Origin of the sequence: Pseudomonas sp. B21-028 (assembly GCF_024749045.1) — a bacterium.
In the GTDB taxonomy this organism is placed as follows: domain Bacteria; phylum Pseudomonadota; class Gammaproteobacteria; order Pseudomonadales; family Pseudomonadaceae; genus Aquipseudomonas.
Map to the genome: position 1 here is coordinate 712,883 of NZ_CP087184.1, position 13,627 is coordinate 726,509.

The 13,627-nt window shown below is 62.2% G+C and carries 10 protein-coding genes; 1 reads left to right on the top strand and 9 read right to left on the bottom strand.

Translation table 11 applies throughout. The annotated features are described in order from the left end of the window. Positions 1 to 68 precede the first annotated feature (68 nt). The 6 genes from purD to prmA all read right to left on the bottom strand — a co-directional run bounded on the left by purD (position 69) and on the right by prmA (position 6,885). A complete protein-coding gene (gene purD / locus LOY35_RS03135) occupies positions 69 to 1,364 on the bottom strand; it encodes a phosphoribosylamine--glycine ligase (protein WP_258630584.1) in 1,296 nt (431 codons plus the stop codon). 185 nt (positions 1,365 to 1,549) lie between these two features. Further along, entirely contained in the window at positions 1,550 to 3,157 is a 1,608-nt protein-coding gene (gene purH / locus LOY35_RS03140; RefSeq protein ID WP_258630585.1) for a bifunctional phosphoribosylaminoimidazolecarboxamide formyltransferase/IMP cyclohydrolase, read from the bottom strand. An 83-nt stretch (positions 3,158 to 3,240) separates the two neighbouring features. Further along, complete coding sequence (gene fis / locus LOY35_RS03145; protein WP_024781407.1) at positions 3,241 to 3,561, bottom strand: DNA-binding transcriptional regulator Fis; 321 nt, start codon at positions 3,559 to 3,561, stop codon at positions 3,241 to 3,243. Then, a complete protein-coding gene (dusB, locus tag LOY35_RS03150; RefSeq protein WP_258630587.1) occupies positions 3,558 to 4,565 on the bottom strand; it encodes a tRNA dihydrouridine synthase DusB in 1,008 nt (335 codons plus the stop codon). Before dusB ends, fis begins: the two co-directional genes overlap by 4 nt. 184 nt (positions 4,566 to 4,749) lie before the next feature. Further along, complete coding sequence (locus LOY35_RS03155; protein ID WP_258630588.1) at positions 4,750 to 5,976, bottom strand: DUF3426 domain-containing protein; 1,227 nt, start codon at positions 5,974 to 5,976, stop codon at positions 4,750 to 4,752. Between the two features lie 30 nt (positions 5,977 to 6,006). Further along, the gene (gene prmA / locus LOY35_RS03160; protein ID WP_258630590.1) at positions 6,007 to 6,885 is read right to left on the bottom strand and encodes a 50S ribosomal protein L11 methyltransferase; all 879 of its coding nucleotides are present in this window, start codon (positions 6,883 to 6,885) and stop codon (positions 6,007 to 6,009) included. Positions 6,886 to 7,127: 242 nt separating this feature from the next. On the opposite strand from prmA, the gene LOY35_RS03165 reads away from it, so the two are divergent. Next, a complete protein-coding gene (locus LOY35_RS03165; RefSeq protein WP_258630592.1) occupies positions 7,128 to 11,081 on the top strand; it encodes a dermonecrotic toxin domain-containing protein in 3,954 nt (1,317 codons plus the stop codon). A gap of 65 nt (positions 11,082 to 11,146) precedes the next feature. Here the strand turns inward: LOY35_RS03165 and accC are convergent, their stop codons facing one another. Genes accC through aroQ form a run of 3 tightly spaced genes read right to left on the bottom strand, consistent with a single transcriptional unit; the run spans position 11,147 to position 13,485 of the window. Beyond that, positions 11,147 to 12,502: an acetyl-CoA carboxylase biotin carboxylase subunit gene (gene accC, locus LOY35_RS03170; protein ID WP_024781402.1), complete on the bottom strand. Its 1,356-nt coding sequence runs from the start codon at positions 12,500 to 12,502 to the stop codon at positions 11,147 to 11,149. Between the two features lie 17 nt (positions 12,503 to 12,519). Further along, positions 12,520 to 12,984, bottom strand: a complete 465-nt coding sequence (gene accB, locus LOY35_RS03175) for an acetyl-CoA carboxylase biotin carboxyl carrier protein (protein WP_258630593.1) — start codon at positions 12,982 to 12,984, stop codon at positions 12,520 to 12,522. A gap of 48 nt (positions 12,985 to 13,032) precedes the next feature. Then, positions 13,033 to 13,485, bottom strand: coding sequence for a type II 3-dehydroquinate dehydratase (aroQ, locus tag LOY35_RS03180; RefSeq protein ID WP_258630595.1), 453 nt, complete (start codon positions 13,483 to 13,485; stop codon positions 13,033 to 13,035). Between the last annotated feature and the right edge of the window lie 142 nt (positions 13,486 to 13,627).

Consider the following 13,627-nt stretch of genomic DNA (forward strand, 5'->3'; position numbering starts at 1 on the left):
TATAACTATGCGCGGCGCCCTGACAGACAGGCAAGGGCCACGGAGCCCTGCCTGGCTGAAAGGCCGGGTTATTGCAGATTTTCGCCACGCTCGCGGGCAATGGCACGATAGCCAATGTCCTTACGGTAGAAGCAACCTGCCCAATCGATCTCGGCGGCAAGCTTGTAGGCTTGCTGCTGGGCGGCGTCGACACTGGCGCCCATGGAGGTGGCGCACAGCACGCGACCGCCGGCGGTGACGACCTGGCCGTCCTTCAGCGCGGTCCCGGCGTGGAAAACCTTTCCTTCCAGTTGAGCCGCGGCTTCCAGGCCACGGATCGGGCTGCCCTTGGCGTAGTCGCCCGGGTAGCCACCGGCCGCCAATACGACACCCACGCTCGGGCGCGGATCCCACTGGGCTTCGACCTTGTCCAGCGCCTGGGCCAGCGCGGCTTCGACCAGCAGTACCAGGCTCGATTGCAGGCGCAGCATCACCGGCTGGGTCTCAGGATCGCCGAAACGGCAGTTGAATTCGATGACTTTTGGGTTACCAGCCTTGTCGATCATCAGACCAGCATAGAGGAAACCCGTGTAGACGTTGCCTTCCTCGGCCATGCCGCGCACGGTTGGCCAGATCACCTGGTCCATGACGCGCTGGTGCACCTGGGCGGTGACGACCGGAGCCGGGGAATAAGCACCCATGCCGCCGGTGTTCGGGCCGCTGTCGCCGTCGCCGACGCGCTTGTGGTCCTGGCTGGTGGCCATTGGCAGGACGTTCTTGCCGTCGACCATGACGATGAAACTGGCTTCCTCGCCGTCGAGGAACTCTTCGATCACCACCCGGGAACCGGCGTCGCCGAAGGCATTGCCGGCCAGCATGTCGCGCACGGCGTCTTCGGCCTCGGCCAGGGTCATGGCCACGATCACGCCTTTACCGGCGGCCAGGCCATCGGCCTTGATCACGATCGGAGCGCCTTTCTCCCGCAGGTAGGCCAGGGCCGGCTCGATTTCGGTGAAGTTCTGGTAGGCGGCGGTCGGAATCTTGTGCCGGGCCAGGAAATCCTTGGTGAAGGCTTTGGAGCCTTCCAGCTGTGCGGCACCGGCGGTCGGACCAAAGCAGTCCAGGCCACGGGAGCGGAACAGGTCGACGACACCGGCGACCAACGGCACTTCCGGGCCGACGATGGTCAGCGCGACGTTCTTCTCGGCGAAATCGGCCAGTTGCTCCAGGGCCAGCACGTCGATCGCGACGTTCTCGCACTTGGCTTCGATGGCGGTACCGGCATTGCCCGGCGCCACGAAAACCTTCTGCACACGCGGATCCTGGGCCACTTTCCAGGCCAGGGCGTGTTCACGGCCGCCGCTGCCAATGATCAAAACATTCATTTCAAAAACCTCGGATGACGCTGATTCTGTATGCAGCGCTGAAGCTGCTCTTCTGTGGAAGCGAGCTTGTGTGGGAGCAAGGCTTGCCCGCGATGCAGGCAACTCGGTTTATCAGGCGCACCGAGGTGATGCTATCGCGGGCAAGCCTTGCTCCCACACAAACTCAGCGCCCACATCGATCGATGTTAGTGACGGAAATGGCGCATGCCCGTAAAGACCATCGCGATGCCAGCCTCGTCAGCGGCGGCAATCACTTCATTGTCACGCATCGAGCCACCCGGCTGGATCACCGCAGTGATACCGACCTTGGCCGCGTTGTCGATACCGTCGCGGAACGGGAAGAACGCATCGGACGCCATGACCGCGCCCTGGACCTGCAGGCCGGCGTGTTCAGCCTTGATCGCGGCGATACGGGCCGAGTTCACGCGGCTCATCTGGCCGGCGCCGACGCCGATGGTCTGGCGGTTCTTGGCGTAGACAATGGCGTTGGACTTGACGTACTTGGCGACTTTCCAGGCGAAGATCAGGTCATGGATTTCCTGTTCGCTCGGGGCGCGTTGGGTCACGACTTTCAGGTCGTCGCTGCCGATCATGCCGATGTCACGGCTCTGTACCAGCAGGCCGCCATTGACGCGCTTGTAGTCCCAGGCCGGAGCACGGTCGGCCGACCATTGGCCGCAGGCCAGCAGGCGCACGTTGGCCTTGGCGGCCACGATGGCGCGAGCTTCTTCGCTGACCGAAGGCGCGATGATCACTTCGACGAACTGACGCTCGACGATGGCTTTGGCGGTCTCGGCGTCCAGTTCACGGTTGAAGGCGATGATGCCGCCGAAGGCCGACTCGGTGTCGGTGGCGTAGGCCAGTTCGTAGGCCTGGCGGATACCGCCCTCGGCATCCGGGCTCACGGCCACGCCGCACGGGTTGGCGTGCTTGACGATCACGCAGGCCGGCTTGACGAAGCTCTTCACGCATTCCAGCGCGGCGTCGGTGTCGGCCACGTTGTTGAACGACAGTTCCTTGCCTTGCAGCTGGGTGGCGGTGGCGATACCGACTTCGGCAGGCTTGGCTTCAACGTAGAACGCCGCGCTCTGGTGCGGGTTCTCGCCGTAGCGCATTTCCTGGGCCTTGATGAACTGGGTGTTGAAGGTGCGCGGGAATTCGCTGCGGCCTTCGGTCGACAGGGTTTCAGCGGCCTGGTTCACGGTGCCCATGTAGTTGGCGATCATGCCGTCGTAGGCGGCGGTGTGTTCGAAGGCCTTGAGCATCAGGTCGAAACGCTGGGCGTAGGTCAGGCCACCGGCCTTGAGGTTCTCCAGCACGCCGGCGTAGTCGCTGGCGTTGACCACGATGGCCACGTCCTTGTGATTCTTGGCCGCCGAGCGGACCATGGTCGGGCCGCCGATGTCGATGTTCTCGATGGCGGTCGGCAGGTCGCAGCCAGGCTTGCTGATGGTGGCTTCGAACGGGTAGAGGTTGACCGCCACCAGGTCGATCGGCTTGATGCCGTGTTCGTTCATGATGGCGTCGTCGATACCGCGACGGCCCAGGATCCCACCATGGATTTTCGGGTGCAGGGTCTTGACCCGACCGTCCATCATTTCCGCAAAACCGGTGTAGTCCGCGACTTCCACTGCGGCGACGCCATTGTCCTGCAGCAGCTTGAAGGTCCCGCCGGTGGAGAGGATCTCGACGCCCAGCTGTTGCAGCTCGCGGGCGAATTCGAGGATCCCGGTCTTGTCGGAGACGCTGATCAAGGCGCGGCGGATCGGCAGGCGGGTGGTCTGGTCGGTCATTTCAATTTCCATCAAAAGCAAGGGAAGTCAGCAAAAAAGGCGACCGTTTTTTACGCGGGCGCCTTTCTGGTTTGATTGAATGCTTACAGCAGATCGTACTGCTTGAGTTTCTTGCGCAGGGTGCCGCGATTCAGGCCCAGCATCTCACTGGCCTTGGTCTGGTTGCCCTTGACGTAGTTCATCACGCTTTCGAGCAGTGGCGCCTCGACTTCGGAAAGCACCAGGTTGTACACATCCGTGACGGCAGCGCCCTCAAGGTGGGCGAAATAATTGTGCAGCGCCTTCTCGACACTCCCGCGAAGGGTCTGACCCTCTTCGCTAGGCGTATTGAGGTGCTGTTTCAAATTCACGTTGTCGCTCACGGGTGTTATTCCACTCACTAAAGTCTCGGTCATCATCGTCATGCGGCCACCCCTTCGTCCCCTGTCAGGCTCTTGTAACGTTCAGCGAAGAAGGCCTGAACGTCGGCGCATTGTGCTTGCGTACCATCCAAACGATTGAAGCGGGCGCGAAACTCCCTGGCGCCCGGCAGGGTTGCGAGATACCAGCCCACATGCTTGCGCGCGATGCGCACGCCCATGACTTCTCCGTAGAAGGCATGCAGCGCGGCCAGATGCTCCAGCAGAATTCGTTCCACCTCGGACATTTGCGGCGCCGCCAGCTTTTCGCCAGTGCGCAGGAAGTGTTCGATCTCACGGAAAATCCAGGGCCGCCCCTGGGCAGCCCGGCCGATCAACAGGCCGTCGGCACCGGTCGCGTCCAGCACGTACCGGGCCTTCTCTGGCGAGTCGACGTCGCCATTGGCAAACACCGGTATCGACACCGCCTGCTTGATCGCGGCGATGGTGTCGTACTCGGCCTCGCCGGTGTACAGGTCGGCACGGGTGCGGCCATGGACCGCCAACGCCGTGATTCCCGCCTGTTCGGCGATCTTCGCCACCGTCAGGCCATTCTTGTTTTCCCGGTCCCACCCGGTGCGGATCTTCAGGGTCACTGGCACATCGACTGCGGCGACGACCGCCCGCAGGATCTCGGTAACCAGGGCCTCATCTTTCAACAGTGCCGAGCCGGCAGCCTTGTTGCAGACCTTCTTCGCCGGGCAGCCCATGTTGATGTCGATGATCTGTGCCCCCAGCGCCACATTGGCCCGGGCCGCCTCCGCCAGCATCTGTGCATCGCCACCGGCGATCTGCACCGAGCGGGGCTCGGGATCGCCTTCGTGGATCATGCGCAGACGTGACTTGCGGGTGTTCCACAGGCTCATGTCGCTGGTGACCATTTCCGAAACCACAAGACCCGCGCCCAGCCGTTTGCACAACTGACGAAAGGGCTGATCGGTGACGCCCGCCATGGGGGCGAGAACCAGACCGTTCTGCAGTGTATATGGGCCGATGCGTACCGCCGACATAGGACTTCCCTGAAGTGGGGCCGGATCATGAGACTTCGAAAAAGGGTTGGCATGATACCCGCTCTCGATGACTGGATAAAGATCGAATTGGATAAAATCTGAACAGCTATTTTGTTATCGCCAGCGGTTTGGTCCGGCTGGGGTGGGTCAGAAAGCCGCCGTCAATCGACTGGCCCCGGTGGCTTCACTCGGGCGAGTGGAAGCTCAGGCTGTAGTTCACCGCCTTGGGGCCTGGGTCGAGGATGTCCAGGGCGATGTGGATGGGGGTCTGGGGTGGCATTTCCCCCAGGCCCTCGAGATCGCCACCCAGGTACTCTCCAGGCTTGAAGCGACGGCTGGCGATCAAGTGCCCGTTAAGGTCGGCGAAACGCAGCTCCAGCAGCGGAAAAGGCTGGGAGAAGGGCGCACGATTGTAGATGATCGCGTCCACCACCAGGGCGCCGCTGAAGTCTGGATGACTGCGTACCACCAGGTTGCTGCTCTTGATCTTGGCGATGTCGACTTTGGACGGCACGTCGCAGCCGATGGTCGGACATATCTGCAGGAACCACGGACGATACTGGTCCTGGCGGGCCAATTCCTCGAAGTGGTAGGCGATGTACTGGCCGGCCAGCGCGGCGGCGGCCAGCAGGATCAGCAGGCTCCACAGCAGGCGTCGCCCCCAGGGCGAGCGGCGTTTGCGCCAGTCCAGTTGCAACGGATCGTCGTCAAGGTCCTGAAGGACTTCGGCACGTATTCCGGGTTCCTGGCGTTGGCGTTTCTTGCGCGGCAGGGCCGGTTCTTCGTCAATATCGTCGGTAGCGGACAGGCGCTCGAGGCGTTCGTCGGGTTCATCGTCCGGCGCCAGGTGCAGCGGTGCGCCAGGTTCATCGTCCGGCTCCAGTGGTTCCAGCGTCAGAGGCAGGGACAGCGACGGCTCGGTGCGTGGTGGCCGGACGGGCTCATGGGGGGCGAACGGTTCGATAGGGACCTGGGTCACTGCTTCCGCGCGTTCGGCGGGAGATTCGCTGTACAGGCTGTCGGACCAGGGCTCCTGCTCGTCGGAAAGGTGGTCCCGCTGTGCGCTCAGGTTATCTTCGCGGCGTCGGCCGAAGGAGTCCGGCGCCCGTTTGTCACGCCGTTCCAGGCGAGCCAGTTCCTTGTCCAGGTCATCCAGGTCCAGCTCGGCGGCGGTCCACTGTTTCTGGCTGATCGCCCTGGGCGGTGTTTCGACGGCAGCGGGCCGCAGGGGCGCGGCGACGGTGGGAGCGGGCTCCCTGGTGGTCCGTTGTTCCAGCAATTGCCGCGCGGCATTGAAGACTTGCAGGCACGAGCCGCAGCGAACCACTCCGCGAGCCACGCTCAATTGAGCATGGCTGACGCGAAAACTGGTGTGGCAATGCGGGCACTGGGTGACGAAACTGTCAGTCATGCGGCAATCCGGTGGATACAGGCGGCCATTCTAGCGCCGACGTCCGGTGATGCGCACCCAGCCATCACGATTGGCAATAGGGTCCAGGTCAAAGTCGGCGGCATAAGCAGCGGCGACTTCCTCGCCCTGTTCGGCCAGGATGCCCGACAGCGCCAGTTGCCCGCCCGGCTTGACCAGGCCCGACAGTTGCGGCGCCAGGGAGACCAACGGTCCGGCCAGGATATTGGCGACCAGCACGTCGGCCTGGACCTGGGGCAGATCCTGCGGCAGATAGAGCGGGAACAGTGCTTCGGCAATGTTGTTGCGCCCGGCGTTGTCGCGGGACGCTTCCAGGGCCTGGACGTCGATGTCGGTGCCGACCGCCTGTTTGGCACCCAGCAGCAGGGCGGCAATGGCCAGGATGCCCGAACCGCAGCCGAAGTCGAGCACATCGCAGCCTTTCAGATCCTGGCCGTCGAGCCATTCCAGGCACAGCGCGGTGGTCGGGTGGGTGCCGGTACCGAACGCCAGGCCCGGGTCCAACAGCAGGTTGACGGCGTCCGGCTCCGGCGCCGCGTGCCAGCTCGGTACGATCCACAGTCGCTGGCCAAAGCGCATCGGCTGGAAATTGTCCATCCAGCTGCGTTCCCAGTCCTGGTCTTCGATCACTTCGCTGTGGTGTTCGGGCAGCGGGCTGCCGGTCAGCAGTTCCAGATGGGCCAGCACGCTGGCCGCTTCGGTGCCCCCTTCGAACAGGGCCAGCAGGTGGGTGTGGGACCACAGCGGCGTGGTGTTGAGTTCCGGCTCGAAGATCGGCTGGTCTTCGGCGTCCATGAAGGTGACCGATACGGCGCCTACTTCAAGAAACGCATCTTCGTAGGTTTCGGCTTGTTCCGGGCTGATGGCCAGACGTACTTGCAGCCAAGGCATGGCGGGCACCTTTGGAAATGAATCTACAGGAAGCAGCCTTGGTGGCCTGTGTGGCGACCAGGCTGCGAAAGCTGCGCAGTGTACGCCAGGTCGTCGTCAAAGTGGATAAGCCCGGAGGTCCGCGGCCGATTCGAGCACGGCGCGCGGGTGCCGTCCGGCGTGGTGTTTCGATATATATATGTATGACATGGAGGCGTTGTACCGCGGATAAGGTGAGGGTCCACACAACAGGGAGGAACGTGATGGACAACACTGCCGAGGGGCAAAGCAAGGCGAATGGCGCGGGATCAGTATCCAGCCCGCAGGCGGAAACCGCACAAGCCGTTCTGGAAAGGCTGGCACGCTGGAAGGCCGTGATCGACCCGCGATTGCAGGGCCAGATGACCTTGTTGGAGGTGCTGGAGGAGTATCTGTTGGTCGAACTGCGTACCCGTTATCAGGAAGGCAATATCGATCCACATTTCATCGGCACCCTGCTGGACACGGTGCTGCAACGGATGATCGACGATAAGCCGCTGGCGCCTGACCCGGAATACGACGTGGCATTCCGTTGGCCTGGAGGGCCCGACATGGGGTTTTCGGCCGAGCGTCAGGACGTCATTGTCCAGGTGTTGGAATCCGCAGCCAGGGGGGGAATCAATCATTACAAGGACTACCTGCGTCGTCATTGGCGCATGACAAACGGCGACGTCTCGCTCGAGGGCGTGGTCCAACGCAAGCTCAATGAACACATGGCGGCCATTGACAGGGTTTTTCAGCTCGACCAGTTGGCGGGTCTGGATGTCGATGAACTGCGGGAGCGCATCGAAAAGCTCCAGGACGCCTGGCGTCGCATGAGTGAATCAAGCGCGCTGGCCACAGTGCGGGAGCGCCGGGATCTCGAGGCGTTGGCACGCTTGCAACTGCCTCATTGGCTGCGGGTGTTGGATGAGCCTGGGCGAGCATCGCTACAGTTGCTTCAGGAGCGGACTCAGCAGGCGCAGGCGCGGGTCGATGAGCTGCTCGATGGCCTGGGCTCAATACGAGCCTTCGCCAGGCAACAGGCCAAGGCGCATGTCCGGCATGAACTGGACATGGACGTCGAGCCGGACCGCGTTCGGGTGACGTTGCAATGGAGAACGGTGGTTGACCAGCCCATCCAGCGTCACAGTCTGAGCGACCTGGTGGCGGCAGGGCCGGTAAGGGCCGATGCCGTGTCGGTGCTGTTGGTGGAAAATGGCGCGATGCTGCGCAATCAGCCCCTTGCATCGGCTTTCGTCAGCCGGTTGTTGGCGGACGTGGATGCGCCCGCGGGGTACTTGCAGGCGCTGACCGATCGATATGAACGGGCGGATCTGAAGCGCGCCATGTTCGACTGGCTCGTGGCCCGACTGCGGCAAAGTGCATTCGTGGCACGTTGCGCGGGGCATCTGAAGGCGGTCAATCATGACGCTGTCAAAACCCTGTGGGAGGGCGAGGCATCGACATTGCCCGCCAACCGGCTGCATGTCACCGGTCTGGCATTGCCCAACGGCTTGCGATGCGCCGATCTGTTGCTGTTTTTTCGCGAGGACATGCAGGGCGACCTGTTGCTGTATGCCCCCGCCAAGCCGGATGGCCAGGAGTGGATCGAGCTGCCATCGCTGTGGGCGGTGAGCATGGAAATAGGCGCATGGACCCGAACCGAGGCTGGGCGCGAATACCTGGCGCAGCAACTGTCCCCCGATGATCGCGAGATAGCCCGGGAATACTTCGCCCGCGTGGTGGACAAGCCGGTTACATGGAACTCGGGCAAGGATCTCAGGGGAGGAGTGACAGGATTCAGGGCATGCCTGGAAGACGCCGTGGCCATAGGGTTGGCCAATAACCTGGCGCAGGTGCAGTTGGACGAGTCGCCTCGCTGGTACTGCGCGTTGCCGCTTGATTCCCGTCGAAACATCAGCAGTTTGAGCCAGGAGCTCCTGGTGCATCAGCGGGCGTTCAACGAGCAGCTTGCGGACTTCGAAGTCTTCGTGGACTTCGCCAGGCGCACCGTCGCCCAGGCGATCTCGCCTTACCTGCGCAGCAGGGGCGTGCTTGAGCCGGTCGATCCCGGGACCATCCTCATCGATTACCGCCCGGGGCTCGCGGGACGTGACACGAAGACTACGAGCCTGCTGGATCTGGTCATCCATGGCTACGACGACAATTCGGGTATCGACGACCCCCGCAAAGGCGTGCGCTCCTCTGTCGGGCATGACCTGGGGCAGGTCCGCAGTGCCGAGCTGGCGTTCTATATCCGTCGGGCCTATGTGGGCGAGCGCTACGGGAGGGAGACCCGCGCCAGATTCCTCGACGTCGATTCACCCGCCTATATCAAGCGTCGCAATACCTACCGCCACATGCTGCTGATCCGAATGGACCGTGATCTGCGCATCGCGAAGGGTAAGGGCTTGTTGAACGATTCGGAATTCTGGTGGCTCACCCGACAAGTCACCCTGCTGGGTGAAGCGGCGTCTTCGGGCGGTGCGGAGTATCCCGGGGCGGTGGTGAGACGTGAGGGCGTGGTCAGGTTTACCGTCGATGGGCACGTCGTGTTGGGTGTTTACGTTTTCACCTACTTCGATCCCAAGCGTTCGTCCTGGCTGTATACGCCCGATGCACCGGACGGTGTCATATTCCGCCAGTACCGTGATTTTGCCGGCAGGGTCGCCGCGCAGCTGCATGACTACGTGCTGGGGCGCGTGGCCCTTACCGCCAGGGGGGCGGTAAGACGCTCGCTGGCGGCCCTGGCAACGGGGAGTGCGGGCGTCGATACATTGCGCGAGCTCAATCGGGTCATCGACATCCGCGCCGGGTTCGATGCCTATATCGAGCGCAGTGTCACCGATGTGGAGGATGTCACCACCAGCCGTACCGAAGTGATCGAGAGCCAGGTCCTCAAGGGCCTGCTCTTTGCGTCGGCCCCGGTCTCTATGGTGTATCCCCCCTTTGTTCTGCTGCTGGATATCGTCTTTATGACTGTCAGTTCCGGACAGGCCATCGAAGCCCATGTCCAAGGCGACACTGAACGGGCGCTGTGGCATTGGCTGGACGCGGCCTGGGGAGCGTTGTTCGCCACGTTGGGGTTGCAGATGGTGGGCGCTGCCAGAAGTCTGAAGCAGGTGCTGAAACCTGTGTCATTGTCCTCCCGGCGCTTGAGGCATGCAGCCTCCGTGTCAGCCAGAGAGAGCGATCCGCCCCTGCGGCCCGTACGCTTCAAGTCCCATCAGGCTATCAAGGAGGTGCCTGCAAACCTGGTGGAGGTGACTGAGGAGGGCAATTTCAAGGGCACCTGGCGTAGCCCGTCCAGTGCGTCGCAGCCGCAGGACAGCTACTTCATCAAGCGTGGGGGCAGGTATTACCAGGTGAAGAAAGATCCCTTTTTTGATGGTCTGCGCCTGGTGGATGCCAGGAATCCCGGGGCGTTTTATCAGGAGCCCCTGCGCAGGATGTCGAATGGCAAGTGGGTCTACGATAAGCCGGGCTTGCTGGGTGGAAACGGCGAGGTGGCCTACCTTGGGCGAGTGGATGACTTGCGGACGGCGTTTCCTGGTCATGTCTTCCCGGATGTCTCAAGGGGAGCGTTGCAGGGCGAGGCGGTAGTGGCGAGGTTCAGCGAGGCGGTGGCGGACAATTATCTGTTCTCCCTGAACGCGCAGACCTGCGTGATCGCTTCGCTGTACAACCCGACCACCGGAATGGGGGCTGTCATTCACTTCGATCACAATATCCGCGCGCTGATCGAACGCTGTCTGCGGGACATAACGCAGCGCCTGGGCGGCGTGACGCAGGATATCCGTGCCATCCTGGTGGGTGGGGATTGGCTGACAGGCACTGACATCGGCGGGCGGGTCAGGTCGGCGATGCGGCGTCAGGGCCTGCAACCCACGTGGGATCACTGGTCGTACTCTTCCTGTTTTGGCAATACCTATGGTGTCGCGCTGGACCTGCGCAATGGCGTGACTTCGGTATTCAAGACATCGCGCGACCAGGTCGAACGCTACTACATACCGGTGCTGGCGCGAGCGAAAAAGAGTGCCGATCCGGTGTCGGCGCGAGCACGGGGGTTCATGAGGCGCCTGCGCAACGAGCCCCTGGTCGCCAATCCCAGCGGTGCCATCAGCACTGCGCAGGGGAGGCCGGTGACTTCCGCGCAGATCGAAGCGCAGGCTTTCTCGACGGTGCTGCTGAGCTGATCGGTCGGCAGGCAAAAAAAAACCCCGGCCAAAGGACCGGGGTCTTTTTTACATCACCTGTGACATCAAGCCTCGTGGGCCAGCTTGTGTTCCAGGTAATGGATGTTGACGCCGCCTTCGCAGAAGCCTTTGTCACGTACCAGATCGCGGTGCAGCGGGATGTTGGTCTTGATCCCGTCCACCACGATTTCTTCCAGCGCATTGCGCATGCGCGCCATGGCTTCGTCGCGGGTCGCCCCGTAGGTGATCAGCTTGCCGATCAACGAATCGTAGTTCGGCGGAACGGCATAACCGCTGTACAGGTGCGAGTCGACGCGAACGCCATTGCCGCCCGGTGCATGGAAGTGCTTGACCGTGCCTGGGCTCGGCATGAAGGTTTTCGGGTCTTCGGCGTTGATCCGGCATTCCAGCGCGTGACCGCGGATGACTACGTCATCCTGGGTGAACGACAGCTTGTTGCCGGCGGCGATGCTGAGCATCTCCTTGACGATGTCGATACCGGTGACCATTTCCGAAACCGGGTGCTCCACCTGAACACGGGTGTTCATTTCGATGAAGTAGAAGCGACCGTTCTCGTACAGGAACTCGAAGGTACCGGCGCCGCGGTAGCCGATGTCGATGCAGGCCTTGACGCAACGCGCCAGGACTTCCTGGCGGGCCTTCTCGTCGATGCCCGGTGCCGGCGCTTCTTCTAGGACCTTCTGGTGACGACGTTGCAGCGAGCAATCGCGGTCGCCCAGGTGGATGGCCTGGCCCTGGCCGTCGGACAGCACCTGGACTTCGACGTGGCGTGGGTTGGTCAGGAACTTTTCCAGGTAGACCATCGGGTTGCCGAACGCCGCGCCTGCTTCGGAGCGGGTCAGTTTTGCCGAGGAAATCAGGTCTTCTTCCTTGTGTACTACGCGCATGCCACGACCACCGCCGCCGCCAGCGGCCTTGATGATCACCGGGTAACCGACTTCGCGACCAATGCGCAGAGCGGTTTCTTCGTCTTCAGGCAGCGGGCCGTCGGAACCCGGAACGGTCGGTACGCCGGCTGCGATCATGGCGTGCTTGGCCGACACCTTGTCGCCCATCAGGCGGATGGTTTCGGCTTTCGGACCGATGAAGGCAAAACCGGAATTCTCGACCTGTTCGGCAAAGTCGGCGTTTTCCGCCAGGAACCCGTAGCCTGGGTGAATGGCGGTGGCGCCGGTCACTTCGGCAGCGGCAATGATCGCCGGGATGTGCAGGTAGGAGTGCGCGGCAGAAGCCGGGCCGATGCAGACGGATTCGTCCGCCAGGCCCAGGTGCATCAGCTCTTTGTCGGCCTTGGAGTAAACGGCGACGGTCTTGATGCCCATCTCTTTGCAGGCACGCAGGATCCGCAGAGCGATCTCACCGCGGTTCGCGATCAGGACTTTTTCCAGCTTCGCAGTCATCAAAGGCTCTCCGCGGTTCAAACGATGGTGAACAGCGGTTGGTCGTACTCAACCGGCTGGCCGTCTTCAACGAGGATGGACTCGATCACACCGCTGGTTTCAGCTTCGATGTGGTTCATCATCTTCATGGCTTCGACGATGCACAGGGTGTCGCCTTTCTTCACGGTCTGGCCCACTTCGACGAAGGACGGCGAGGTTGGCGAAGACTTGCGATAGAAGGTGCCTACCATTGGCGAGCGAGCGACAGTGCCGTTGAGCGCTGGAGCGGCGGCAGCGGCTGGAGCAGCGGCAGCAGCAACAGGTGCGGCTGGCGCTGGCGCGGCGGCCGGAGCCTGCATCGGTGCCGGGGCGTAGAACTGCTGGGCTGGAGTCTTGCTGTGGCGGCTGATGCGTACGGACTCTTCGCCTTCCTTGATCTCGAGCTCGTCGATGCCGGACTCTTCCAGCAATTCGATCAGTTTCTTAACTTTACGGATATCCATGAATCATCAACTCCCAAGGGTCGGTCAGGGGCGTTTAACGCTTGTTGTTCAAGCTGTTGCCTGTTTTTCAAGCTGCTCTAGGGCGGCCTCCAGGGCCAGTCGGTAACCGCTGGCGCCAAGGCCGCAGATCACTCCCACCGCTACATCGGAGAAGTAGGAGTGATGGCGGAAAGGTTCGCGTTTGTGCACGTTGGACAAATGCACTTCGATGAATGGGATGCTCACCGCCAGCAGCGCGTCACGTAATGCGACACTTGTATGCGTAAAAGCTGCTGGATTGATCAAAATGAAGTCCACGCCTTCGCCACGGGCGGCGTGGATGCGGTCGATCAATTCATATTCGGCGTTGCTTTGCAGGTAGAGCAGATGATGGCCGCCGGCGCGGGCCCGCTGCTCCAGGTCCTGGTTGATCTGGGCCAGTGTCACCGCCCCATAGACGCCCGGTTCACGGGTGCCCAGCAGGTTCAGGTTGGGTCCGTGCAGGACCAAGAGGGTCGCCATCTGCTGTTCCTTGTTATCTGTGAGCAGGTATCAGAACCCGGCGACTATGCCGCAAACCCTTAATGACTGTCCAGTTCTCGGCAATAGCCAGCACGATGAGCGATGTTTGCGAAAAATTTGTGACCATGGTCTGGGATCCGGT